At 71.6% G+C, this 21,439-nt stretch carries 22 protein-coding genes and 2 pseudogenes; 13 read left to right on the top strand and 11 right to left on the bottom strand.

Annotated features, from left to right (window positions below; translation table 11 throughout):
• Positions 1–293 precede the first annotated feature (293 nt).
• Positions 294–1,100, top strand: a complete 807-nt coding sequence (locus BLV72_RS29575) for an alpha/beta fold hydrolase (protein WP_167746624.1) — start codon at positions 294–296, stop codon at positions 1,098–1,100.
• 27 nt (positions 1,101–1,127) lie between these two features.
• On the opposite strand, the gene BLV72_RS29570 is transcribed toward BLV72_RS29575, so the two are convergent.
• From BLV72_RS29570 to BLV72_RS29560, 3 genes are all read right to left on the bottom strand, one after another.
• Entirely contained in the window at positions 1,128–2,117 is a 990-nt protein-coding gene (locus BLV72_RS29570) for an aldo/keto reductase (protein ID WP_093466066.1), read from the bottom strand.
• 35 nt (positions 2,118–2,152) lie between these two features.
• Positions 2,153–3,583 carry an argininosuccinate lyase gene (gene argH, locus BLV72_RS29565; protein WP_093466064.1) on the bottom strand — a complete coding sequence of 477 codons (1,431 nt, stop codon included), beginning with the start codon at positions 3,581–3,583 and terminating at the stop codon, positions 2,153–2,155.
• Positions 3,584–3,715: 132 nt separating this feature from the next.
• Positions 3,716–4,912, bottom strand: a complete 1,197-nt coding sequence (locus tag BLV72_RS29560; RefSeq protein ID WP_093466063.1) for an argininosuccinate synthase — start codon at positions 4,910–4,912, stop codon at positions 3,716–3,718.
• Between the two features lie 165 nt (positions 4,913–5,077).
• Here BLV72_RS29560 and BLV72_RS29555 point away from each other — a divergent pair, with 165 nt between their 5' ends.
• From BLV72_RS29555 to BLV72_RS29525, 7 genes are all read left to right on the top strand, one after another.
• Positions 5,078–5,365, top strand: coding sequence for a type II toxin-antitoxin system Phd/YefM family antitoxin (locus BLV72_RS29555; protein WP_093466061.1), 288 nt, complete (start codon positions 5,078–5,080; stop codon positions 5,363–5,365).
• Entirely contained in the window at positions 5,358–5,774 is a 417-nt protein-coding gene (locus tag BLV72_RS29550) for a type II toxin-antitoxin system VapC family toxin (protein ID WP_244321075.1), read from the top strand. Before BLV72_RS29555 ends, BLV72_RS29550 begins: the two co-directional genes overlap by 8 nt.
• Before the next feature lie 96 nt (positions 5,775–5,870).
• Entirely contained in the window at positions 5,871–6,113 is a 243-nt protein-coding gene (locus tag BLV72_RS29545; RefSeq protein ID WP_093466058.1) for a hypothetical protein, read from the top strand.
• A gap of 122 nt (positions 6,114–6,235) precedes the next feature.
• A complete protein-coding gene (locus tag BLV72_RS29540) occupies positions 6,236–7,096 on the top strand; it encodes an endonuclease/exonuclease/phosphatase family protein (RefSeq protein WP_093470624.1) in 861 nt (286 codons plus the stop codon).
• Between the two features lie 175 nt (positions 7,097–7,271).
• A complete protein-coding gene (locus BLV72_RS29535) occupies positions 7,272–8,600 on the top strand; it encodes a ferredoxin reductase family protein (protein ID WP_167746622.1) in 1,329 nt (442 codons plus the stop codon).
• A 93-nt stretch (positions 8,601–8,693) separates the two neighbouring features.
• Complete coding sequence (locus BLV72_RS29530) at positions 8,694–9,170, top strand: FMN-binding protein (RefSeq protein ID WP_093466055.1); 477 nt, start codon at positions 8,694–8,696, stop codon at positions 9,168–9,170.
• Positions 9,167–9,958 carry an FAD:protein FMN transferase gene (locus BLV72_RS29525; RefSeq protein ID WP_208905771.1) on the top strand — a complete coding sequence of 264 codons (792 nt, stop codon included), beginning with the start codon at positions 9,167–9,169 and terminating at the stop codon, positions 9,956–9,958. The genes BLV72_RS29530 and BLV72_RS29525 overlap by 4 nt, the downstream gene beginning before the upstream one ends.
• Positions 9,959–10,018: 60 nt before the next feature.
• Here the strand turns inward: BLV72_RS29525 and BLV72_RS29520 are convergent, their stop codons facing one another.
• On the bottom strand, positions 10,019–10,420 hold the full coding sequence (locus BLV72_RS29520) for a DUF488 domain-containing protein (protein ID WP_093466053.1): 402 nt from the start codon (positions 10,418–10,420) through the stop codon (positions 10,019–10,021).
• A gap of 51 nt (positions 10,421–10,471) precedes the next feature.
• On the opposite strand from BLV72_RS29520, the gene BLV72_RS29515 reads away from it, so the two are divergent.
• Both BLV72_RS29515 and BLV72_RS29510 read left to right on the top strand, forming a co-directional pair.
• Complete coding sequence (locus BLV72_RS29515; protein WP_093470622.1) at positions 10,472–11,062, top strand: pyridoxamine 5'-phosphate oxidase family protein; 591 nt, start codon at positions 10,472–10,474, stop codon at positions 11,060–11,062.
• 66 nt (positions 11,063–11,128) lie between these two features.
• Positions 11,129–12,157: a bile acid:sodium symporter family protein gene (locus BLV72_RS29510; protein WP_244321073.1), complete on the top strand. Its 1,029-nt coding sequence runs from the start codon at positions 11,129–11,131 to the stop codon at positions 12,155–12,157.
• Between the two features lie 153 nt (positions 12,158–12,310).
• On the opposite strand, the gene BLV72_RS29505 is transcribed toward BLV72_RS29510, so the two are convergent.
• Genes BLV72_RS29505 through argC form a run of 5 tightly spaced genes read right to left on the bottom strand, consistent with a single transcriptional unit; the run spans position 12,311 to position 17,223 of the window.
• Positions 12,311–12,862 carry an arginine repressor gene (locus BLV72_RS29505; RefSeq protein ID WP_059147992.1) on the bottom strand — a complete coding sequence of 184 codons (552 nt, stop codon included), beginning with the start codon at positions 12,860–12,862 and terminating at the stop codon, positions 12,311–12,313.
• Positions 12,863–12,870: 8 nt separating this feature from the next.
• Positions 12,871–14,073, bottom strand: coding sequence for an acetylornithine transaminase (locus tag BLV72_RS29500; protein WP_093466050.1), 1,203 nt, complete (start codon positions 14,071–14,073; stop codon positions 12,871–12,873).
• A complete protein-coding gene (gene argB / locus BLV72_RS29495) occupies positions 14,070–15,047 on the bottom strand; it encodes an acetylglutamate kinase (RefSeq protein ID WP_093466049.1) in 978 nt (325 codons plus the stop codon). The genes BLV72_RS29500 and argB overlap by 4 nt, the downstream gene beginning before the upstream one ends.
• The gene (gene argJ / locus BLV72_RS29490; RefSeq protein WP_093466047.1) at positions 15,044–16,198 is read right to left on the bottom strand and encodes a bifunctional glutamate N-acetyltransferase/amino-acid acetyltransferase ArgJ; all 1,155 of its coding nucleotides are present in this window, start codon (positions 16,196–16,198) and stop codon (positions 15,044–15,046) included. The genes argB and argJ overlap by 4 nt, the downstream gene beginning before the upstream one ends.
• Entirely contained in the window at positions 16,195–17,223 is a 1,029-nt protein-coding gene (argC, locus tag BLV72_RS29485) for an N-acetyl-gamma-glutamyl-phosphate reductase (protein WP_093466045.1), read from the bottom strand. The genes argJ and argC overlap by 4 nt, the downstream gene beginning before the upstream one ends.
• A gap of 210 nt (positions 17,224–17,433) precedes the next feature.
• On the opposite strand from argC, the gene BLV72_RS29480 reads away from it, so the two are divergent.
• Positions 17,434–18,123, top strand: coding sequence for a DUF4232 domain-containing protein (locus BLV72_RS29480; RefSeq protein WP_093466044.1), 690 nt, complete (start codon positions 17,434–17,436; stop codon positions 18,121–18,123).
• Between the two features lie 17 nt (positions 18,124–18,140).
• Here BLV72_RS29480 and BLV72_RS29475 read toward each other — a convergent pair.
• Together BLV72_RS29475 and BLV72_RS29470 are read right to left on the bottom strand one after the other, a co-directional pair.
• Positions 18,141–18,940: pseudogene (locus tag BLV72_RS29475) on the bottom strand (SGNH/GDSL hydrolase family protein).
• The gene (locus tag BLV72_RS29470) at positions 18,927–19,496 is read right to left on the bottom strand and encodes a PadR family transcriptional regulator (RefSeq protein ID WP_093466042.1); all 570 of its coding nucleotides are present in this window, start codon (positions 19,494–19,496) and stop codon (positions 18,927–18,929) included. Before BLV72_RS29470 ends, BLV72_RS29475 begins: the two are co-directional and overlap by 14 nt.
• Before the next feature lie 157 nt (positions 19,497–19,653).
• Between BLV72_RS29470 and BLV72_RS29465 the strand changes: the two genes are divergently transcribed.
• A complete protein-coding gene (locus tag BLV72_RS29465; RefSeq protein ID WP_093466041.1) occupies positions 19,654–20,085 on the top strand; it encodes a nuclear transport factor 2 family protein in 432 nt (143 codons plus the stop codon).
• A 383-nt stretch (positions 20,086–20,468) separates the two neighbouring features.
• Positions 20,469–21,423 (top strand): annotated as a pseudogene (locus BLV72_RS29460) (PP2C family protein-serine/threonine phosphatase).
• Positions 21,424–21,439 lie beyond the last annotated feature (16 nt).

Below are 21,439 nucleotides of genomic sequence, written 5' to 3'. Positions count from 1 at the left end.
TCGGGCCCACCGCGGCGGTCCGGTGTTCGGGCCGCCGCGGTGGTGTGTCGGGGGCGCCGAGGTTCCGCGGCCGGGCGGCGGTGGTTCCGTCTCCGGCGAAGTACCGGGGATGGCGAATCCGCGGCCTGCGCTCCGGCCAAACCGCCGTCACATGGCGTTCCGGCCAACCTGACGGGCGCGGCGAGCTGTCGGGTCCGGTCGGCCTCGTCCGTCGGCATCGAGGCGGAAGATCTGATTCCGCTACCCGCTGGTCACCACCGGGCCCGGGCACTATGGTGCCGCGGGTGACCACGATGACCGTGCCCTCCCCCGACTTCGTGACGCTGCGCGGTCGGCGATTCGCCCTGACCGATTTCGGCGGGCCGGGCGATCCGGTGCTGGCCCTGCACGGCCACTTCGGCCGGGGCAGGATGTACGCGCCCCTGGCCGCCGCACTCGCCCCCGAGCGGCGGGTGATCGCCCTCGACCAGCGGGGCCACGGGCTGACCGGCGGCGGTGGCCCGTTCACGCTGGACGAGTATGTGGCCGATGCCGCCGCGCTGCTGCGGGAGCTGCACCTGGGCCCGGTCCCGGTCGTCGCCCACTCCACCGGCGCGGTCGGCGCCTACGCCCTGGCCGCCCGCCATCCGGACCTGGTGAGCGCGCTCGTCGTCGAGGACATCGGCGCGGTGACGGACCGTCCGGTGGTCAGCCATCCGGTGCTCGATGTCTCGGGGTGGCCGACCTGGGCCGTGGACCGGGAGAAGCTGCGCGCCGATATCGAGTCCCGGGGCATTGCGGACGCCTCGTACTTCCTCGACAGCGCGGAACGGGACCCCCAAACGGGCGGCTGGCGGCTGCTGTTCGAGCCCAGCCATATGATGGCGTCCCAGCAGGCCATGTGTGGCGACTTCTGGGACGACTGGCTGGGCTCCTCCTGCCCCGCGCTGCTGATGCGCGGCGAGCACAGCTCGCTGCTGCCGCCGGGCCACGCCCACGAGATGGCCACCCGCCGCCCCAACACGAGGCTGCGCGAATTCGCCGGATGCGGTCACTGGATCCACGACGACGCGCCCCGGCCGTACGCCCGCGCGGTCCGTTCGTTCCTGAGCGCGCTGTAGCCCCGCGGCCCGAACCGCCCCGATCCATCAGGACCAGGGCAGCTCGGAGCGGTGGTGCCAGTAGCTCTCCGGGGTTTCGGCCGGCCGCTCCAGTTCGGTGAGCTGACGCTCGTCCAGGCGGAGGTCGGCCGCGGCCAGGTTGGAACGCAGCTGGGCCGTGGTGGCGGCGCCGGAGAGGACGACGCCCACCCAGGGTCGGTGCAGGACCGCGGCCAGCGCGACGGCGTCCGGAGTCGCGCCCGTCTCCTCGGCCACCTGGCGCAGGGCCGCCGGAAGCCGCTCGGCCGCCTCGGTGAGCCGGCCGTTGGCCACGGCTTCCTTGACGATGACCGCACGGCCCGCCGCATGGGCCTCGGCCAGCGCCGCCCCGGCCGAGGGCTCCAGCAGGTTGTACGTGGACTGGACGGTACGGAAGAGCGGGCGCCCGTCGACCTCCACGGCCAGTGCGGCGCGGATCGCCTCGGCCTGGCGCGGACCGCTGGTGGACACGCCGACCGTCACCCCCTCGGCGGCCAGCTCCGCCAGCCGCGTCTGCAGCTCGCGGTCGGTGAGGGCGGGGCTGTCGGGGGTCACCGAGTGGATCTGGTAGAGGTCCAGCCGGTCGCCGAGCAGCGCGTCGGTCAGCCCGCGCTGCCGCTCGAAGGTCTGGACGCCATGGTCCTTGACCTCGTGGGTCTCGGCGTCCGTACGCCAGTCGGCGACATACGTATAGCCCCACTTGGAGCCGACCACCACGTGCGGCGCGGCGTCCGGGCGGTCGCGCAGCCAGCCGGCGAGGAACTCCTCGGCCCGGCCGTAGGAGCGCGCCGCGTCCAGATAGCGCACCCCGGCGGCGTAGGCGGCGTCCAGCAGCTCCTGGCTGCGCTGCCGCATCACCTCGACCGGGCGCTCGGCCGGGAGGTCCCGGTCCCGGCCGAGGTTGATATAGGCGGGGCGGCCGACCGCGGCCAGGCCGAGCCCGATCCGGGCCACCCCCGCCCCGGGGGTCGCGATCTCCGCGAGTCGTTCGAAACCCATGGCCTGGTCCCCACCTCTCCCTGATGAGCCGATGTTCAGCGCTTGGCGCCCGCCCACGCGTACTGAGCGGCCAGGTCCTCCTTGACCTCCGCGAGCTGGGCCCGCACCGCCACGGGGGCGGTGCCGCCGCGGCCGTCGCGCGCTGCCAGCGCGCCCGGCACATTGAGGACGCCGCGGACCTCGGGCGTCAGATGCGGGGAGATCTTGGCGAACTGCTCGTCGGTGAGCTGGTCGAGCTCGATGCCCGTCAGCTCGCACTCCTTGACGCATTCCCCCGCGACCTCGTGTGCCACCCGGAACGGCACGCCCTGCCGCACCAGCCATTCGGCGATGTCGGTGGCCAGCGAGAACCCGGCCGGGGCCAGCTCCTCCATGCGCTCGCGGTTGACGGTCAGCGTCGCCATCATCCCGGTGAAGGCCGGGAGCAGCACCTCCAGCTGATCGCAGGAGTCGAAGACCGGCTCCTTGTCCTCCTGGAGGTCGCGGTTGTACGCGAGCGGCAGGGCCTTGAGCGTGGCCAGCAGCCCGGTGAGGTTGCCGATCAGCCGGCCGGACTTGCCGCGCGCGAGCTCCGCGATGTCCGGGTTCTTCTTCTGCGGCATGATCGAGGAGCCGGTGGAGAAGGCGTCGTGGAGGGTGACGAAGGAGAACTCCTTCGTGTTCCAGAGGATGATCTCCTCCGCGATCCGCGACAGATCGACGCCGATCATCGCGGTGATGAACGCGAACTCGGCGACGAAGTCACGGGAGGCCGTGCCGTCGAGGGAGTTGGCGGACGAGCCCCGCTCGAAGCCGAGGTCGGCCGCGACCGCCTGCGGGTCGAGCCCCAGCGAGGACCCGGCCAGCGCGCCCGAGCCGTAAGGCGAGACGGCGGTGCGCTCGTCCCACTGCCGCAGCCGCTCCGCGTCCCGCGACAGCGCCTGGGCATGGGCGAGGACATGGTGGGCGAAGAGCACCGGCTGGGCGTGCTGGAGGTGGGTGCGGCCGGGCATCGCGACGTCGGGGTGTGCCTCCGCGAGCCCCACCAGGGCCTGCTGGAGGTCGGCGATCAGCCCGCCGATGATCCGGGCGTGGTCGCGCAGATACATCCGGAAGAGGGTGGCGATCTGGTCGTTGCGGGACCGTCCGGCCCGCAGCTTGCCGCCGAGGTCCGGGCCGAGCCGCTCCAGCAGCCCGCGCTCCAGCGCGGTGTGCACGTCCTCGTCGGCGATGGTGCCGGTGAAGTCGCCGGAGGCGACATCGGCCTCCAGCCGGTCCAGGCCCGCCAGCATCCGCTCCAGCTCATCGGCGGTGAGCAGCCCCGCCGTGTGCAGCACCCGGGCGTGGGCGCGGGATCCGGCGATGTCGTACGGCGCCAGGCGCCAGTCGAAGTGCACGGAGGCGCTGAGCTTCTCCAGTGCCTCGGACGGGCCGTCGGCGAAGCGGCCGCCCCAGAGCCGGACGTCGCCGCTGTTGCCGTTGCTCACGCTGTTGCTCCTCAGGCCAGGGGGTGTGCGACCGCCTCCCCGCCGCGGGGCGGGGAGGCGGCTTCGATGGGGTCGCGCACGTCTCGTACGTCGCCGTACGTCTCATACGCGGGTTTACGTCTGGTACGCAGGCTACTGCTGCAGATCGCGCTTCGCGGCGATCTTGCTGGACATCCCGAAGATCTCGATGAAGCCCTTGGACAGCGACTGGTCGAAGGTGTCGCCGCTGTCGTAGGTCGCCAAGTTGAAGTCGTAGAGCGACTCCTGCGACTTCCGCCCGGTGACGACGGCCCGGCCGCCGTGCAGGGTCATCCGGATCTCGCCGGAGACCTGCTCGTTCGCCTCGGCGATAAAGCCGTCCAGCGCCCGCTTGAGCGGCGAGAACCACAGACCGTCGTAGACCAGCTCGCCCCAGCGCTGCTCGACCTGCCGCTTGTAGCGGGCCAGCTCGCGCTCGACGGTGACGGCCTCCAGCTCCTGGTGGGCGGTGATCAGCGCGATGGCGCCGGGCGCCTCGTAGACCTCCCGCGACTTGATCCCCACCAGCCGGTCCTCGACCATGTCGATCCGGCCGACGCCCTGGGCGCCCGCCCGCTCGTTGAGCCGCTGGATGGCCTGCAGCACGGTGACCGGCTCGCCGTCGATCGCGACGGGGACGCCCTTGTCGAAGGTGATGATCACCTCGTCGGCCTCGCGCGGGGTGGCCGGGTCGGCGGTGTACTCGTACACGTCCTCGATCGGCGCGTTCCAGATGTCCTCCAGGAAGCCGGTCTCCACGGCCCGCCCGAAGACGTTCTGGTCGATCGAGTACGGGGACTTCTTGGTGGTCGCGATCGGCAGGCCCTTGGCCTCGCAGAAGGCGATCGCCTTGTCCCGGCTCATCGCGTAGTCCCGGACCGGCGCGATGCAGGTCAGATCGGGTGCGAGGGAGGAGATGCCCGCCTCGAACCGCACCTGGTCGTTCCCCTTGCCGGTGCAGCCGTGGGCGACGGTCCCGGCGCCGTGCTTACGGGCGGCGGCGACCAGGTGCTTCACGATCGCGGGCCGCGACAGCGCGGACACCAGCGGGTAGCGGTCCATGTACAGCGCGTTGGCCTTGATCGCCGGAAGGCAGTACTCCTCGGCGAATTCGTCCTTCGCGTCCGCGACCTCCGCCTCGACCGCCCCGCAGGCGAGCGCGCGCTTGCGGATGACGTCCAGGTCCTCCCCGCCCTGGCCGACGTCCACGGCGACGGCGATGACCTCGGCACCCGTCTCCTCGGCGATCCAGCCGATGGCGACGGACGTGTCCAAGCCGCCCGAGTAGGCGAGTACGACGCGCTCGGTCACGGGTGCCTCCTTACGGTCCATTGACGATCCATGCGTGCTTTGGCATAAGTATGCACTGGACCGCATGCTTCGTCAAAGCGGAAGGCGACGCGAGCCGCGGCGCATGGTCGCGAGGCTCCGTATCACAGCGCGACACGATGCGATACGCCGCATTACACTGGAGCCATGAAAACCATCACGCAGCGCGAGCTGGCGGCCCGCTCCAAGGCGGTGCTCGACGATGTGGAAGCGGGCGAGACGTACCACGTGACCAGGAACGGCGTCGAAATCGCCGAGGTCCGCCCCCTGGAGACCCGTCGCCGTCGCTTCGTCCCCGTCGAGGAACTTCAGCGCGAGTGGCGCAACGCCCCGCGTGTGGATCATGCCGCGATGCGGGCCGAAGCCGATGACTTCTTCGGCGACGAGGACCGGGTCAGCGATCAGGATGACCCGTGGGGGAAGTCAGGTGGCTGAACACGTGGCGGAACAACGGCCGCAGGGTCTGCTGGACACCTGTGTCGTCATCGATCTCGTGGACATCCCGTCGGACCGGCTCCCGGTCGAGGCCGCCGTCCCCTCCGTGGTCCTTGCCGAGCTGACCCAAGGCGTCGCCATGGCCACTGATCCGGTGGAGACGCTCACCCGAGCGCAGCGCGTGGCCGACATCGAGGCGCGTTTCTCCACCGTCCCCTTCGACCGGGAAGCGGCCCGCCGGTACGGGACCATGGTCGCCCTGACGCTCAAGGCCAACCGCAATCCTCGCCCGCGCCGCATGGACCTGATGATCGCCGCCACCGCCGCCGCGCACGGGCTGCCGCTCTACACACGGAACCCGGACGACTTCAAGGGCCTGGAGAGCGGCCTTGAGGTCATCTCCGTCTGACCGGGCTCGCGGACCGCTCGTGCCGCCGACGGGGGTGATGTCACCATGGTCGGTGCTGGGGAGAGACCGCTGCGGACCGAAGGGGAGTCGGGGCCCGTGGAGAAGAAGCAGATGATGGTGCTCGGCGCGATCGTGGTGGGGGTGATGGTGATCAACAACCATGGTGACGGCAACACCCGCGACGGCAAATCGCCGAATCCGCATCAGACGGCCCGGTACCCGGTCCACTTCGAGAAGAAGAAGGACGACGGGGAGGACACCAAGAGCGGGAAGGGCGGCAAGAAGCAGCCCATACCGCGCTCTACGGTGTCCTACCCGATCAAATTCGACCGCCGCTGAGACCGATCGCGAGATCGATCGCGGTTCCCCGTCGGGTGGAACGCGGCGACGACTCCCGCCCGCCCGGGGCCGTTCACGGCGCCGTGGGACGACGTTCGGAACCGGAACGCACGCTGACCGCCATGAATCACCTGAATACTGCCCCCAGTCGACGCCGATTCCTCGCCGTGGCGGCCGGCCTCGGCGCCACGGCCGCCGTCGGGACGTCCGGGGTGGCGGCCGCCGCCCCGGGTCCGCGACGGCTGCGCGTGGCCACGTTCAACATCCACCACGGCGCCGGCCCCGCCGACGTACTGAACCTGGAACGCGTCGCCCGGGTGATCCAGGACCTGCGGGTGGACGTCGTCGGCCTGCAGGAGGTCGACCGGTTCTGGAAGCGCAGCGGCTTCGTGGACCAGCCCGCCTGGCTGGCCGAGCGGCTGGGGATGCATCACGCCTTCGGCGCCAACCTCGACGTGGACCCGGAGGAGCCCGGGCGGCCGCGCCGTCAGTACGGCACCGCGGTGCTCTCCCGCGGGCCGATCCGGTCGTGGACCAACACCCACCTTCCGCTCGTCCCCGGCCATGAGCAGCGCGGCCTGCTCCAGGCCACCCTGGAGGTGCGCGGTAGCTGCCTCGACTTCGCCGTGACGCATCTGCAGCACGACGACAACAAGGAGCGCGAGCGGCAGGCCGCCCGGATCGTCGAGCTCCTCGGCTCCTCCCCCGAACGCACCGTCCTGGTCGGTGACCTGAACGCCACGCCAGAGACCCCGGAGATCGGGATCCTGACCGGCGCGCTCGACGACGTATGGCCGCGGGTCGGCAGCGGCGACGGCTTCACCTACGACGCCCTCAACCCGCACGCCCGGATCGACTTCCACCTCGCCTCCCGCGATCTGCGCCCGCTCACCGCCCAGGTGGTCACGGCGGACCCGGAGGCCTCCGACCACCTGCCCGTGGTGAGCGACCTGGAGATGCCCGTACGCCGCCACCGCCGGTGAATCCCGGAACCTGTGATTCCGGGCCCGGACCTGTGAACCCCGACCGAAACCTGTGAATCCCGTCGGCCTTTGAGTCATCCCGCACTCGCGGCCGTATTCCCTTGCGCCGGAGCCCAAGGGAAGGGGACAGGCCGTGACGACGCTTTTGAACAGCCGGGCCGGGCGGCGGCAGGCCATGCGCCGCATCCAGCCTCGCCGTTCGCCGGCCGTGCCGTTGATCCTGCTCAGCTGGGCGGGCGCGGCGGCGGTGCTGTCGCTGTGGTGGCAGAACACTCCGAACGTCGAGGGCACCGCGCAGTGGCTGACCCACGCCGGGCGGCTCAGTGGGCTGCTCGGCGGCTATGTCCTCGCCCTCGTCGTCCTGCAGATGGCCCGCGTTCCGGCACTGGAGCGGCGCGTGGGGTCGGACCGGGTGGCGCGGTGGCACGCGATGAGCGGGCGGTACGCGCTGTGCCTGATCGTGGCACATGTCGGGCTGATCATCGCGGGATACGCGGAGCAGGCCGGCACCGGCTTCGTCGACCAGTCGGTGACCGTGGTCACCGACTACCCGGACATGATCAAGGCGACGGTCGGCACCGCGATGCTGGTGGTGATCGGGCTGATCTCGGCGGGGACGGTGCGCCGCCGGATGCCGTACGAGGTCTGGTACTACCTGCATCTGCTCACCTACGCCGCGGTGTTCCTGACGTTCTGGCACCAGCTCGCGACCGGTGCCGAGTTCGTCGGGAACAAGACCGCGGAAACCGCCTGGTACGCGCTGTACGGCACGGTCACCGCGCTGGCGGTCTGGTACCGGCTGCTGGTGCCGCTGCGGCTGAACCTGCGGCACCGGATGCGGGTGGAGGCCGTCGTACCGGAGGCGCCCGGGGTGGTGTCGGTACTGATCAAGGGGCGCAAGCTGCACCGGATCGGGGCGCAGGCCGGGCAGTTCTTCCGGTGGCGGTTCCTCGCGCCGGGCATGCGCTGGGGCTCCCATCCCTACTCGCTCTCCGCGCCGCCCCGGCCGGAGCTGCTGCGGATCACGGTGAAGGCGGTGGGCGGCCACAGCACCGGGCTGGCCTCGCTGCAGCCGGGGACCCGGGTGTGGGCGGAGGGGCCGTACGGCGCGATGACCGCGGCGCGCCGCAGCCGCGGCAAGGTGCTCATGATCGCGGGCGGGGCCGGGATCACCCCGATCCGGGCGCTGTTCGAGACGCTGCCGGGCAAGGGCAGCGACCTCACCCTGCTGTACCGGGCCCGCAGCGTCGAGGACCTGGCGCTGTGGAACGAGCTGAAGCAGATCGCGACCGAGCGCGGGGCCCGGCTGCTGTACGCCGTGAACGGCCCGGACGGCGCCCGGCCGGAGATCACCGCGGAGCGGCTGGGCCATCTGCTCCCCGATATCGAGGACCACGACGTCTATCTGTGCGGCCCACCGGGCCTGGCCGAGCACGCGTATGGAGCGCTGCGCGAGGCGGGCGTTCCGGATCGCCGGATCCACCACGAATCCTTCGAGCTGTGACCGAGACGCCCGAGCCGTGACCGAGACGTTCACGCCGTGACCGAGACATCCGGGCCGTGACCCAGTCGTTCGAGCTGTGACCGAGGGGAAGCCATGAAGAGGAAGCATCCGCTGCGCCGCATCGTCCTGGGCACGGCCGCCACCGTCTCCGGTGTGGTGCTGCTGCTCGCACTGAAGCAGCCCGGTTCCGGGGGCGGTGAGACCGTCGCCCAGAACCAGCCGGGGCAGGCGCCCCCGGTCGCGGCCACGGCACAGCCGGGCGGGGGCGGCGCGGGGGCCGGGGCGGGCGCGGGCGGCGCCCGTACGGTCACCGGCGACGTCGCGCAGACCCAGTACGGCCCGGTCCAGGTGAGCCTCACCGTCAGCGGCGGGAAGATCACCGGCGCACAGGCGGTCAAGACGCCGAACTCCGGGCCGCAGAGCGACCAGATCGCCAAGGACTCCATCCCGAAGCTCAATCAGCAGGCGGTGGCGGCGGCGAAGGTGGACACGGTCTCCGGTGCCACCTACACGAGCGAGGGCTATGCCAAGTCCTTGCAAAGCGCTCTCGACAAGGCGGGTGCCCGATGACGTACCAGACGGACGAGCCCGGGCCGCTGCGCCATGTCGAGCACGTCATGGGCACGGTCTTCTCCTTCGACATACGCGAGGTCGCGGCCGCCGACCGGCCCCGGGTGCAGGCCGCGCTGGACGGGGCCGTGGTGGGGCTGCACCGGGTGGACGAGCTGTTCTCCACCTACCGCCCGGACAGCCAGATCAGCCGGCTGGGGCGCGGTGAGCTGACGCTGTCGCGGTGCGACCCGGAGGTCCGGGACGTGCTGCGGATGTGCGAGGAGGCCGAGCACCGCAGCGGCGGCTGGTTCAGCGCCCGCTACGCCGGTGGCCGGCCCGACCCGACCGGCCTGGTCAAGGGCTGGGCCGTGGAGCGCGCCGCCCGGATGCTGGTCTCCTCCGGCGCCGGGTCGGTGTGTGTGAACGGCGGCGGCGACGTCCAGGTGCACGGCGGCCCCTGGCGGGTGGGCATCGCCGATCCGCTGCGCCGGGGCGAGCTGGCGGCGATCGTGGAGGCACACGGCGAACTGGCCGTGGCCACCTCCGGCCCCGCCGAGCGGGGCTGCCACATCCTGGACCCGCACACCGGACGCCCCCCGGCGCAGGGCCTGGTCTCGGTCACGGTGATCGCCACCAGCCTGGCCGACGCGGACGCCTGGGCCACGGCGGCCTGCGCCATGGGCGCCGACCGCGCCCGCCCCTGGCTGGGACGGCTCCCCGACGCCGAGGCGTTCGTCATCACCGCCGACGGCTCCACCTGGCACACCAGCGGCTTCGCCCGCTATTCGGCGGAGCTGTGCGTATAGGACGCGGCGGGGCTGTGCGTACGAGACGGCCCTCGAGCGGCTGCTGCCCCTGAGCTTCGTTCAGCCCTCGTGGTCGCGGATCGCCTCGGCCAGCACTTGGACATGGCCGTGGTCGAGGTCCTTCACGGCCGTGAGGAGGGTCAGCGGGCCGGAAGTGGCCAGGGCGTGGAGGTGGTCGAGGGCCTCCTGGCGCTCCGGGGTGGTGAGCTCGGCGCGGTAGCGGCGGGTGAATTCGGGGAAGCGGTCCGGTTCATGGCCGTACCAGCGGCGCAGTTCGGTGGAGGGGGCGGCGTCCTTGACCCATTCGTCCAGGTGGGCGTCGGCCTTGGCGAGGCCACGGGGCCAGACGCGGTCGACCAGGACGCGGGTGCCGTCGTCCGGGCCAGGGGTGTCGTACACCCGGCGGATGCGGATCGCGGGCCCGGTGGCGGACGCTCGCGCGGAGGCTTTCTTGGCGGCCATACGCCCATGGAAGCATCGCCCCGGCGGCCACATGCAGGGATAATGCTCCACATGGGAAAGGTGTACGAACGCATCGAGGGCAGACTCCGCACTTTCATCGAAGAGCAGAAGATCTTCTTCACCGCCACCGCACCGCTGGACGGGGACGGCACGGTGAACCTCTCCCCTAAGGGGCTGGCCGGCTCCTTCGCCGTACTCGACGAACTGACCGTGGCCTACCTGGACTTCGCGGGGAGCAACGCGGAGACCATCGCCCATCTGCGGGAGAACGGCAGGATCACCCTGATGTGGTGCGCCTTCACCGGCCCGCCGAACATCGTGCGCGTGCACGGCCGGGGCGAGCCGGTGTTCCGCGACGATCCGCGGTTCGGCGCGCTGCTGAAGCACTTCCCGGGCATCGACGTGGACGCCCACGGTTTGCGGGCGGTCATCGTGGTGACGGCCGAGCTGATCCGGGACACCTGTGGCTTCGCGGTCCCCTTCATGGACTATCGCGAGGAGCGCACGCTGCACGGCGACCGCTTCCGGCGGGAGGACGACGCGTCGCTGGACAGCTACTTCCACAAGAAGGAGCACATCGCCAGCAGCATCGACGGGCTGCCGGGGCTGCCGCTGCCGCTGCCGCCCCTCGGCTCGCCATAGTGGGTGTAGTGACCACATAACGAGACGGTGTTGCGGAAGGCACCTCCGGAAGCGTTCGATCACGCGGTGCGATCCGAATCGAAGAGCTCCGCGGCGGACCCCTCGACGACGGCGGCTCAGCCGCCCTCGCCGTCGCCGGAGTCCACCTCCACCGACCGGGCGGCCCGGCGGGCCGTCACCGTCTTCCCCGTCCTGGTCCTCGCCGCCGGGGCGGCGGGCCTCGCCACGCCCGGCACCTTCAGCGGGTGGGCACCGAATGTGCCCTATCTGCTCGGCGTGATCATGTTCTGCATGGGGCTCACCATGACCCCGCAGGATTTCTCCGGTGTGGTCAAGCGGCCGTGGGCGGTGGCCCTCGGGCTGGTCGCGCACTATGTGATCATGCCGGGCCTGGGATGGCTGATCGCCAACGCCCTCGGCCTCTCCCCCCAGTTGGCGGCCGGAGTCATCCTCGTCGGCTGTGCGCCGAGCGGAACGGCCTCGAATGTGGTGACCTATCTGGCACGCGGCGACGTGGCCCTGTCGGTCTCGGTCGCCACCGTCTCCACGGTGCTCGCGCCCCTGGTCACCCCGCCGCTGACGCTGCTGCTGGCCGGGGAGTTCCTGCCGGTGGACGCGGGGTCGATGGTCACCGACATCCTCAAGACCGTGCTGCTGCCGGTGGTCGGGGGGCTGGTGGTGCGGCTGGTCGCCGGGCGGTACATCCACCGGGCGCTGGGGCTGCTGCCCTGGCTGTCGGCCGTCACCATCGGCGTGATCGTCGCGGTCGTGGTGGCGGCCAGCGCGGACGCCATCAAGTCGGCGGCGGCGCTGGTGCTGCTCGCCGTGGTGCTCCACAACGGACTCGGCCTGGCGCTGGGCTATGGGGCCGGGAAGGTGGCCCGGCTGGGCCCGCCCGCCAGCCGGGCCATGGCCTTCGAGGTCGGCATGCAGAACTCAGGGCTCGCCGCCTCCCTGGCCGCCGCGCACTTCAGCCCGCTGGCCGCGCTGCCGGCGGCCGTGTTCTCCGTCTGGCACAACGTCTCGGGCGCGGTGGTGGCGGCCTGGATGTCGTACCGAGCCCGCGGGGCGGAGCAGCGGGCGGCCAACGGCTGAGCTGAGCGCTCCGGTGGGAGTGCCCTGACCTGCCGTCGAACGTCCGCGGCGCCGTCGTGGCTGGTCGCGCCCACGCGGCGGAGCCGCACATCGACACAGCCCCGCGCCCCTTCGGGGCGCAACCGAAACCTCACCGGACCTCAACGAGCCCGTCTAGCGCTCCTTCTGGGCCAGGCGCAGCAGATGGTCGGCGAGCTGCTGGCCGCCCACCGGGTCGCGGCTGATCAGCATGAGGGTGTCGTCGCCCGCGATGGTGCCGAGGATGTCGTGCAGCTCCGCCGAGTCGATGGCCGAGGCGAGGAACTGGGCGGCGCCCGGCGGAGTGCGCAGCACCACGAGGTTGGCCGAGGCCTCCGCCGAGATCAGCAGCTCGGCCGCCAGCCGGGCCATCCGCGCCTCGCTCGCCGACTCGCCGAGCGGGGCGCGCGGCGTGCGGTCGCCGCCCTCGCTCGGCACCGCGTAGATCAGCTCACCGCCGGTGTTGCGGATCTTCACCGCGCCCAGCTCGTCCAGGTCCCGGGAGAGCGTCGCCTGGGTGACGGAGAGCCCGTCGTCGGCGAGCAGCTTGGCGAGCTGACTCTGGGAGCGCACGGCCTGCCGGTTCAGGATGTCCACGATCCGGCGGTGGCGTGCGGTGCGGGTCTGCGGCACGGCCGGTCCGCCGTGGTTGGCGTCCTGCGCGTCGGTGTGCTGCGCCTCGGTCATCGGTGTCGTCAGTCTCCGGCTCGTCGTTCCCCGTCACCCTCGCGTGCGGCGTCCAGAACGGCGGGCAGTTCCCGGAGGAAGGTGTCCACCTCCCCGTCGGCGATGACGAGCGGCGGGGCGAGCCGGATCACATCCGGCGCGACCGCGTTCACCAGGAGTCCCGCGTCCTGAGCCGCCTGCTGCACCTGCGGTGCGAGGGACTCTGTGAGCACGATACCGAGCAGCAGCCCGGCGCCGCGGACCCGGGCTACCAGAGAGTGGTCGAGCGATTCGATTCCGTTACGCAGCCGCTCCCCCGCCCGCTTGACCCGGTCCAGGATGCCGTCGGCGGCGATCGTGTCGAGGACGGCGAGTGCGGCGGCGCAGGCGACCGGGTTTCCGCCGAAGGTGGATCCGTGCTGCCCCGGGGTCAGCAGGTCGGCCGCGGGCCCGAAGGCGAGGGTGGCGCCGATGGGCAGCCCGGCGCCGAGCCCCTTGGCCAGGGTGACGACATCGGGCTCGACGCCCTGCGCCTGGTGCTCGAACCAGTGTCCGGTCCGCCCGATGCCGGTCTGGATCTCGTCGAGCACCAGCAGGGTGCCGGTGGCCCGGGTGATCTCCCGCGCCGCCGCCAGATAGCCGGCCGGCGGCACGATGACGCCGTTCTCGCCCTGGATGGGCTCCACGATGACGAGGGCGGTGTCCGTGGTGACGGCCGCGCGCAGCGCCGCCACGTCCCCGTACGGCACATGCGTGACGTCGCCGGGCAGCGGAAGGAACGGCTCCTGCTTGGCGGGCTGGCCGGTCAGCGCGAGCGCGCCCATGGTGCGGCCGTGGAAGCCGCCGGCGGTGGCCACCATATGGGTGCGCCCGGTGCGCCGCCCGATCTTGACGGCGGCCTCGACCGCCTCCGCGCCGGAGTTGGAGAAGTACACGCGCCCGGAGCGGCCGAAGAGCTGGAGCAGCCGCTCGGCGAGCGCCACCGGGGGCTCGGCGACGAAGAGGTTGGAGACATGGCCGAGGGTGGCGATCTGGTCGGACACGGCCCGGACGACGGCGGGGTGGGCATGGCCGAGGGAGTTGACGGCGATGCCGCCGACGAAGTCGAGGTATTCCGTGCCGTCCGCGTCCCAGACCTTGGTGCCCTTGCCGTGGGTGAGCGGGAGGCGGGGGGTGCCGTAGTTGTCCATGAGCGCCCCCTGCCAGCGCTGCTTCAGCTCCGCGTTGCTCACTGGTCCTCCCCCTTGTCGCCCTGGTTGTCCTGGTGTCCCTTGTCGCCCTTGCTGCCCTTTTCCTGCTGGTCGATCACGGTCCCGTCCGGCAGGACCATCGTGCCGATGCCCTCGTCGGTGAAGATCTCCAGCAGGATGGCGTGCGGTACGCGTCCGTCCAGCACCCGGGCGGTGGTGACCCCGTGGCGCACGGCGTACAGACAGCCCTCCATCTTCGGCACCATGCCGCTGGCCAGCTCCGGCAACAGCTTCTCGAGCTGGCTCGCGGTGAGCTTGCTGATCACATCGTCGCTGTTGGGCCAGTCGGCGTAGAGGCCCTCGACATCGGTGAGCACCACCAGCGTCTCGGCGCCCAGCGCGACGGCGAGGGCGGCGGCGGCCGTATCGGCGTTGACGTTGTAGACATGGCCGTCGTCGGCGCTGCGGGCGATGGAGGAGACGACCGGGATGCGGCCGTCGTCCAGCAGGGCCTGGACCGCGCCGGTGTCGATCTCGGTGATCTGGCCGACCCGACCGATGTCCACCTGCTCGCCGTCGATCTCGGCGAAGTGCTTGGTGGCGGACATCAGATGGGCGTCCTCGCCGGTCATGCCGACGGCGAGCGGGCCGTGCCGGTTGAGCAGCCCGACCAGTTCGCGCTGGACCTGCCCGGCCAGCACCATCCGTACGACGTCCATGGCGTCGTCGGTGGTGACCCGCAGCCCGGCCTTGAACTCGCTCACCAGACCGTGCCGGTCGAGCTGGGCGCTGATCTGGGGGCCGCCGCCGTGGACGACGACGGGGCGCAACCCCGCGTGGCGCAGGAAGACGACGTCCTGGGCGAAGGCGGCCTTCAGCTCGTCGTCGACCATGGCGTTGCCACCGAATTTGATCACCACGGTCTTGCCGTGGTGCCGGGTCAGCCAGGGCAGCGCCTCGATGAGGATGCGGGCCTTGGGCAGCGCGGTGTGTTTACGGGCGGTCGGCTCGCTCATGACGAATACGCGCTGTTCTCGTGGACGTAGTCGGCGGTCAGGTCGTTGGCCCAGATGACCGCCGAGGCGCTGCCCGCGGACAGGTCGGCGGTGATGCGGACCTCGCGGTAGCGCATGTCGACCAGCTCGCGGTCCTCGCCCACCGAGCCGTTCTTGCACACCCAGACGTCGTTGATCGCGACGTTGAGCTGGTCCGGTTCGAAGGCGGCCGAGGTGGTGCCGATCGCGGAGAGCACCCGGCCCCAGTTGGGGTCCTCGCCGTGGACGGCGCACTTGAGGAGGTTGTTACGGGCGATGGAGCGGCCCACCTCCACGGCGTCGTCCTCGGTGGCCGCGCCCACGACCTCGATCCGGATGTCCTTGGAGGCGCCCTCGGCGTCCCCGATCAGCTGGCGGGCGAGATCGGCGCAGACCTCGCGGACCGCCTCGGCGAACTCGGCGGCCTCGGGCGTGACACCGGAGGCGCCGGAGGCCATCAGCAGCACCATGTCGTTGGTGGACATGCAGCCGTCGGAGTCGATCCGGTCGAAGGTGGTGCGGGTGGCGGCGCGCAGCGCGGTGTCCAGCCCGGGGGTGTCCACGTCGGCGTCGGTGGTGAGGACGACGAGCATGGTGGCCAGGCCCGGGGCCAGCATCCCGGCGCCCTTGGCCATACCGCCCACGGTCCAGCCGGCGGGGCTCTGCGCGACGGCCGTCTTGTGGATGGTGTCGGTGGTCCTGATGGCGATGGCGGCCTTCTCGCCGCCGTGCGGGGAGAGCGCCTCGGCGGCCTTGCCGATCCCGGACAGCACCGCGTCCATCGGCAGCCGGACGCCGATGAGCCCGGTGGAGGCGACGGCGACCTCGCCCGCGCTGTGGCCGAGGGCGTCCGCGACCTTCTCGGCGGTGGCGTGGGTGTCCTGGAAGCCCAGCGGGCCGGTGCAGGCGTTGGCGCCACCGGAGTTGAGGACGACGGCCGAGACCTGGCCGCCCCCCAGGACCTGCTCGGACCACAGGACGGGGGCGGCCTTGACGCGGTTGGAGGTGAAGACGGCCGCGGCGGCGAGGCGCGGGCCGGTGTTCACGACGAGTGCGAGGTCGGGGTTTCCGTTCTCCTTGATGCCTGCCGCGACGCCGGAGGCCGTGAAGCCCTGGGCTGCCGTAACGCTCATGGAGCGACTCCGATCGTGGAAAGTCCCAGCTCCTCGGGGAGGCCGAGGGCGATGTTCATGCTCTGCACCGCGCCACCGGCGGTGCCCTTGGTGAGGTTGTCGATGGCGCTGATCACGATGGCGCGGCCGGCCGCCTCGTCATGGGCGACCTGGAGCAGCGCGGCGTTGGATCCGTGGACGGCGGCGGTGGAGGGCCACTGGCCCTCGGGGAGGAGGGTGACGAACGGCTCGTCGCGCAGCGCCTTCTCGTACGCGGCCCGCAGGCTCTCCCCGGTCACCCCGGGCCGGGCCGTGGCGCTGCAGGTGGCGAGGATGCCGCGGGGCATCGGGGCGAGGGTCGGGGTGAAGGAGACCGAGACCCGCTCCCCCGCCGCGGCCGACAGGTTCTGGATCATCTCGGGGGTGTGCCGGTGGCCGCCGCCGACGCCGTACGGGCTCATGGAGCCCATGACCTCGCTGCCCAGCAGATGCGGCTTGGGCGCCTTGCCCGCGCCCGAGGTCCCGGAGGCGGCGACGATCACCGCCTCGGGCTCCAGCAGCCCCGCGGCGTACGCCGGGAAGAGGGCGAGGGAGACGGCGGTGGGGTAGCAGCCCGGAACCGCGATGCGCTTGGTCCCCTCCAGCGCGGTGCGGGCTCCGGGGAGCTCGGGGAGGCCGTAGGGCCAGGTGCCGGCGTGCGGCGAGCCGTAGAACTTCTCCCAGTCCGCCGCGTCCTGCAGCCGGAAGTCGGCGCCGCAGTCGATGACCAGGACCTGGTCGCCGAGCTGCTCGGCGACGGCGGCGGACTGCCCGTGCGGCAGCGCCAGGAAGACCACGTCATGCCCGGCCAGCGCCTCCGCGGTGGTGGGCTCGAGCACCCGCCCGGCCAGCGGAAGCAGATGGGGCTGCAGCCCGGCGAGGGGCTGCCCGGCGTTGGAGTTGCCGGTCAGGGTGCCGATCTCGACCTCGGGGTGGGCGAGCAGCAGGCGCAGCAGTTCCCCGCCCGCGTATCCGCTCGCGCCTGCCACCGCAGCACGTATGGCCATTACCGTCTTCCTCCCTCACACGATGGCATGACTATACGATTGATCGCAGCTTTATGCAAAGACCCGTCCGCGGCCGGCGCTGCGTTTGCGGGACGTGAGTGAGGCGTGAGTGAAGCGTTTCCGACACGTCAGTGGCCCCGGGAAAAGTGGTGTTCACACCGCGGGAAACGTCGAAGAAGACTCCCGCTCGAAACGCAGGAGAACCTGATCATGCGTACTTCCCGGATTCGCACCGCCGCCCTGGCCACCGTCACCGCCGCGCTCGCACTGGGCCTGACCGCCTGCGGCGGCGCCGACGGCGACTCGAAGGCGGCGGGCGGCGACAAGGCCGCCGGCACCTCGCAGAGCCGGTCCGTGTCCGACGAGGACGCCAAGGGCGGCGCGGAGCAGGCCAAGAGCGGCGGTGACACCAAGACGGGCGAGCGCTCGACGACCGCCTCGGGCGGGTCGGACGAGGTCGCGAACAAGGCCGCAACGGCCGCCCAGCAGTGCCGCGGCGACGAGATGATGGTCACCGCGGTGCACGAGCTCGCCGACCGGCAGGGCGACCACCTGCTGATCACCGCGTCGAACGAGGGCGACAAGCCGTGCTGGGTCGCCTCGTACCCGTCCGTGAAGCTGGGCGACGACGACTCCGTACTGCCGCTCTCCAAGAAGGACAACGCGGGCGGCGACCAGCGCATCACGCTCCAGCCCGGCGGCACGGCCTACAGCGCGGTGAACCTCTTCGACTACGGCTCGGACAACCAGACGGCGCAGTCGTTCGCCATCGCGCTGCGCGGCGCGGACGGCCAGGACGGCCCCTTCTACTCCGTCGACAGCAAGGGCGACAAGCCGCGGTTCAGCTGGAACGAGGCCGACGTGCTGAACTGGAGCACCGAGAAGCCGTACGACTTCTGACGGTCACATCGCTCCGCTCAGCCCGGACGCCTCGCGTCCACCGGACCCAGGTCCGGGCGCTTGGCGGTGTGGCCGTCGCCGGAGGAGCGGCCGCGCAGCCGCCGGGTGAGCCAGGGGCCGAGGAAGGTGGCGGTCCAGCGCAGTTCGGCGGGGCGGCGCGCCATCCGGTGAGCACGGGCGTCGCCGGCGGGGGCAGCGGGTGGGTCCAGGTGTCGTCGGTGCCGGGAAGGCCGAGGGCGTGGGCGAGGGCGGCGGCGATGCGCTGATGGCCGAGGGGGCTGGCGTGCAGGCGGTCGGTGCTCCACAGCCGGGGGTCGGCGACGACGGGGTGCCGGCTGGTTTCGGCGACGGTGACGCCGTGGCGCCCGGCGGCTTCGCGGATGCGCTGGTTCAGGACGACGACGCGCGGGGCGAGGGGCCGCGCCAGCGGGGTGATACGGGCGGGGTCGGGGAAGGTGAGCGTGGCCACGCGGGCGCCCTGGGAGGTGAGCGCGGCGAACATCGCCTCCAGGTGGTGGGCGACATGGTCGGCGTCGAAGCGGGGGCGCAGCAGGTCGTTGACCCCGGCGACTACGGTGGCCAGATCGGGGCGGAGGGACAGGGCGGGCGCGAGCTGCTCGGTGTGGACCTGCGCGGCGAGACGGCCCCGTACGGCGAGGTTGGCGTAGGAGAGGCCGGGGTTGTGGTGGGCGAGGTGTTCGGCGAGGCGGTCGGCGAAGCCGCGCAGACCGGTGGCCTCGTCGCCGTCGCCCAGGCCCTCGGTCTGGCTGTCGCCCAGCGCGACGTAGCGACGGTAGGGCGCGTCAGTGCCGGGCATGGGTGTGCTCCCTCTGTCGCAGGACCGTGATCGTGCGCTCGCACCAGTCGCGGTTGCCCTGTTCGAGGGCCAGGCCGCGCAGGCAGGTCAAGTACGGGCCGATGGGGCGGCCGTGGCGGAGGAACTCCTCCTCCGTACGGTCACCGCGGATTTTCCGCAGCAGCTTGCCGAAGAGGTCGATCTTGGCCCGGGCGAAGGCGGCCCGCTCGGTGAGCTGGGCGATCAGGGTCTCGGTGTCGACATGGTCGGCGGCCTGGACCTTGACGAGCAGGTCGTCGCGGATGAAGGAGGGCTTCGCGAAGGCGGCCGTGAACTCCTCCAGCTCCGCCAGCCCGGCATCGGTCACCTGGAACAGGCGCTTGGTGGGGCGGGTCTCCTGGGCCACCTCCCGGCCCGCGATGAGCCCGTCCTTCTCCAGACGGGTCAGCTCGGCGTAGAGCTGCTGTGGCTGGGCGTGCCAGAAGTTCGCCACGCCGATGTCGAACGCCTTGGTCAGCTGGTATCCGCTGAGCTCCCCTTCGAGCAGCGCTGCCAGCACGGCGTGCCGCAGGGCCATGGGATCGCCTCCTTCATGCCGTTGCCTTCATGTCTCTGCCGCCCGAATGCCTCTGCCGTCATGCGCTGCCGCCGGAATGCCTCTGCCGCCGGACACGGAACCATGGTAGTCATGAAAATGACTAATCACATCCATGACTAGTGAAGGTGGGGCCGCGATGAGCGCTGCCGACCGTTTCCGTGCCGCCGTCGACAACAAGGACCTGACGGCCCTGGACGACCTGTTCACCGAGGACATCCGCCTCTACAGCCCGGTCAAGTTCACCCCCTTCGAGGGCAAGCCGATGGTGCTGGGCCTCTTCGGGGTCCTGCTGCGCACGTTCGAGGACTTCCGCTACGTCGGCGACTACACCGGCACCGCGCAGACCAGCGCCGACGGCACCTCCGCCCCGTCGGCGGTGCTGCTCTTCCGCGCCCGGGTGGGCGGCAAGGAGATCCACGGCATCGACCTGCTGCACCTCGACGACGACGGCCGGATCAAGGAGTTCACCGTCATGGTCCGGCCCCAGTCCGCCGTCCACGCCCTCGGTGAAGCGGTCCTCGCCGGGCTGGTCGAGGACGGCCTCGCACCGGCGCCCGCGGGCCAGTAGACGCACGTCCGTCGCCACCGAGGCCACGCGGACAGCACGCGATGTGGGGCCCCAGCGTGCCGGAGCCCCACCTCACCTCACCGTCCGGCGGAACGGGGCAGGAGCCGTCCGCCGTCCCCGGGAGTCCCGGAGGCATGGGGATGGGCAACTTCTCAAAACCCTGCTCGCGCTGCGACGCGGGCACTCGGGGTCGCGGCCAGTCACGGCCACGGGGGGAAGCACCCGCCGGACGGGCCGGGGCCGTCGGAGCGCGCCACACTGAAGGGGTCCCGCGCCACGCCACCATCCACGACCTCGGAGGAAAGGAAGCGGTCGTGACGGACCGGAATCGAGAGTCGGACAGCAGGCGGCTGCTGGCCGGGCTGCTGACCGCCAGCCATCTGATGCCGCTGGAGCTGCTGCCGGCCAGTGTGGCCGAGCATGCGGCACCCGCCGGTATCACCGAGGTGGGGATCTACCTCGCCGATGTACATGGAGCTGCTCTCCGCCCTGGTGGCGCTCATCGTGGTCAGCAAGCGCGAATTCAGCGACGTCTACGCGCGGCTGGTCGGCAGCGAGTCGATGAACATCGCGGCCGAGATGCAGTGGCGCCTGATGCCACCGACCACCTACGCGGACGGCCGGGTGGCGCTCTCCGCCGTCATGGAGCCGGCGTTCGAGATCAGCGGGGACGCCTACGACTACGCCACCGACGGACCGAGGGTGCGCTTGTCGATCTTCGACGCGATGGGACACGACACCGCCGCCGGCCTGACGGCCAACCTCGCCCTGGGGGCGTGCCGCAACGCCCGCCACCAGGGCGCCGATCTGGTGCGGACCGGCGAGCGGGTCGACGAGGTGCTCATCGAGCAGTTCCAAGGGGCCCGCTACGCCACCGCTATCCTGGCCGATCTGGACGCCCGGCGCGGAGAGCTCAGCTGGGTCAACTGCGGCCATCACCCTCCGCTGATCATCCGCGGCGGCCGCTGGACCACCCATCTGCGGTGTCCTCCGGCCCTTCCCCTCGGCATGGGCCTGGGGGTGGAGGCCACGCTCTGCCGCGAAAAGCTGCAGCCCGGCGACCGGGTCGTGCTCTACACCGACGGCATCACCGAGGCCCGGCGCCCCGGCGGTCGCGAGTTCGGGCTGACCCTGTTCACCGACTTCCTCATCCGGCACCACGCCGATGGCCTGCCCGTTCCGGAGACCCTGCGCCGTCTAATCCGCGCCGTGATGGCCCACCACGACGGCCATCTCCAGGACGACGCCACGGTCCTGTTCTGCGAATGGCTCGGCCCCCAGCCCGGCCCCACCGATCAGGCCGCCGCCCTGATGGGCCTGCCTTCCGCAGGGCCGTAACAGGATCTGTGGCGGA

This window comes from Streptomyces melanosporofaciens (assembly GCF_900105695.1).
Classification (GTDB): Bacteria; Actinomycetota; Actinomycetes; order Streptomycetales; family Streptomycetaceae; genus Streptomyces; species Streptomyces antimycoticus.
The sequence above is the reverse complement of the archived record's forward strand: the minus strand, read 5'-3'. Positions and strand labels throughout refer to the sequence as shown.

Excerpts from the sequence above, each read along its gene's own strand:
- BLV72_RS29520 (WP_093466053.1), bottom strand. The coding sequence starts at position 10,420 with ATGGCCGCCAAGAAAGCCTCCGCGCGAGCGTCCGCCACCGGGCCCGCG.
- BLV72_RS29530 (WP_093466055.1), top strand. The coding sequence starts at position 8,694 with ATGAAGAGGAAGCATCCGCTGCGCCGCATCGTCCTGGGCACGGCCGCC.
- BLV72_RS29525 (WP_208905771.1), top strand. The coding sequence starts at position 9,167 with ATGACGTACCAGACGGACGAGCCCGGGCCGCTGCGCCATGTCGAGCAC.
- BLV72_RS29540 (WP_093470624.1), top strand. The coding sequence starts at position 6,236 with ATGAATCACCTGAATACTGCCCCCAGTCGACGCCGATTCCTCGCCGTG.
- BLV72_RS29505 (WP_059147992.1), bottom strand. The coding sequence starts at position 12,862 with ATGACCGAGGCGCAGCACACCGACGCGCAGGACGCCAACCACGGCGGA.
- BLV72_RS29470 (WP_093466042.1), bottom strand. The coding sequence starts at position 19,496 with ATGGCCCTGCGGCACGCCGTGCTGGCAGCGCTGCTCGAAGGGGAGCTC.
- argC (WP_093466045.1), bottom strand. The coding sequence starts at position 17,223 with ATGGCCATACGTGCTGCGGTGGCAGGCGCGAGCGGATACGCGGGCGGG.
- BLV72_RS29465 (WP_093466041.1), top strand. The coding sequence starts at position 19,654 with ATGAGCGCTGCCGACCGTTTCCGTGCCGCCGTCGACAACAAGGACCTG.
- argJ (WP_093466047.1), bottom strand. The coding sequence starts at position 16,198 with ATGAGCGTTACGGCAGCCCAGGGCTTCACGGCCTCCGGCGTCGCGGCA.
- BLV72_RS29570 (WP_093466066.1), bottom strand. The coding sequence starts at position 2,117 with ATGGGTTTCGAACGACTCGCGGAGATCGCGACCCCCGGGGCGGGGGTG.
- argB (WP_093466049.1), bottom strand. The coding sequence starts at position 15,047 with ATGAGCGAGCCGACCGCCCGTAAACACACCGCGCTGCCCAAGGCCCGC.
- BLV72_RS29480 (WP_093466044.1), top strand. The coding sequence starts at position 17,434 with ATGCGTACTTCCCGGATTCGCACCGCCGCCCTGGCCACCGTCACCGCC.
- BLV72_RS29575 (WP_167746624.1), top strand. The coding sequence starts at position 294 with ATGACCGTGCCCTCCCCCGACTTCGTGACGCTGCGCGGTCGGCGATTC.
- BLV72_RS29555 (WP_093466061.1), top strand. The coding sequence starts at position 5,078 with ATGAAAACCATCACGCAGCGCGAGCTGGCGGCCCGCTCCAAGGCGGTG.
- BLV72_RS29535 (WP_167746622.1), top strand. The coding sequence starts at position 7,272 with ATGCGCCGCATCCAGCCTCGCCGTTCGCCGGCCGTGCCGTTGATCCTG.
- BLV72_RS29515 (WP_093470622.1), top strand. The coding sequence starts at position 10,472 with ATGGGAAAGGTGTACGAACGCATCGAGGGCAGACTCCGCACTTTCATC.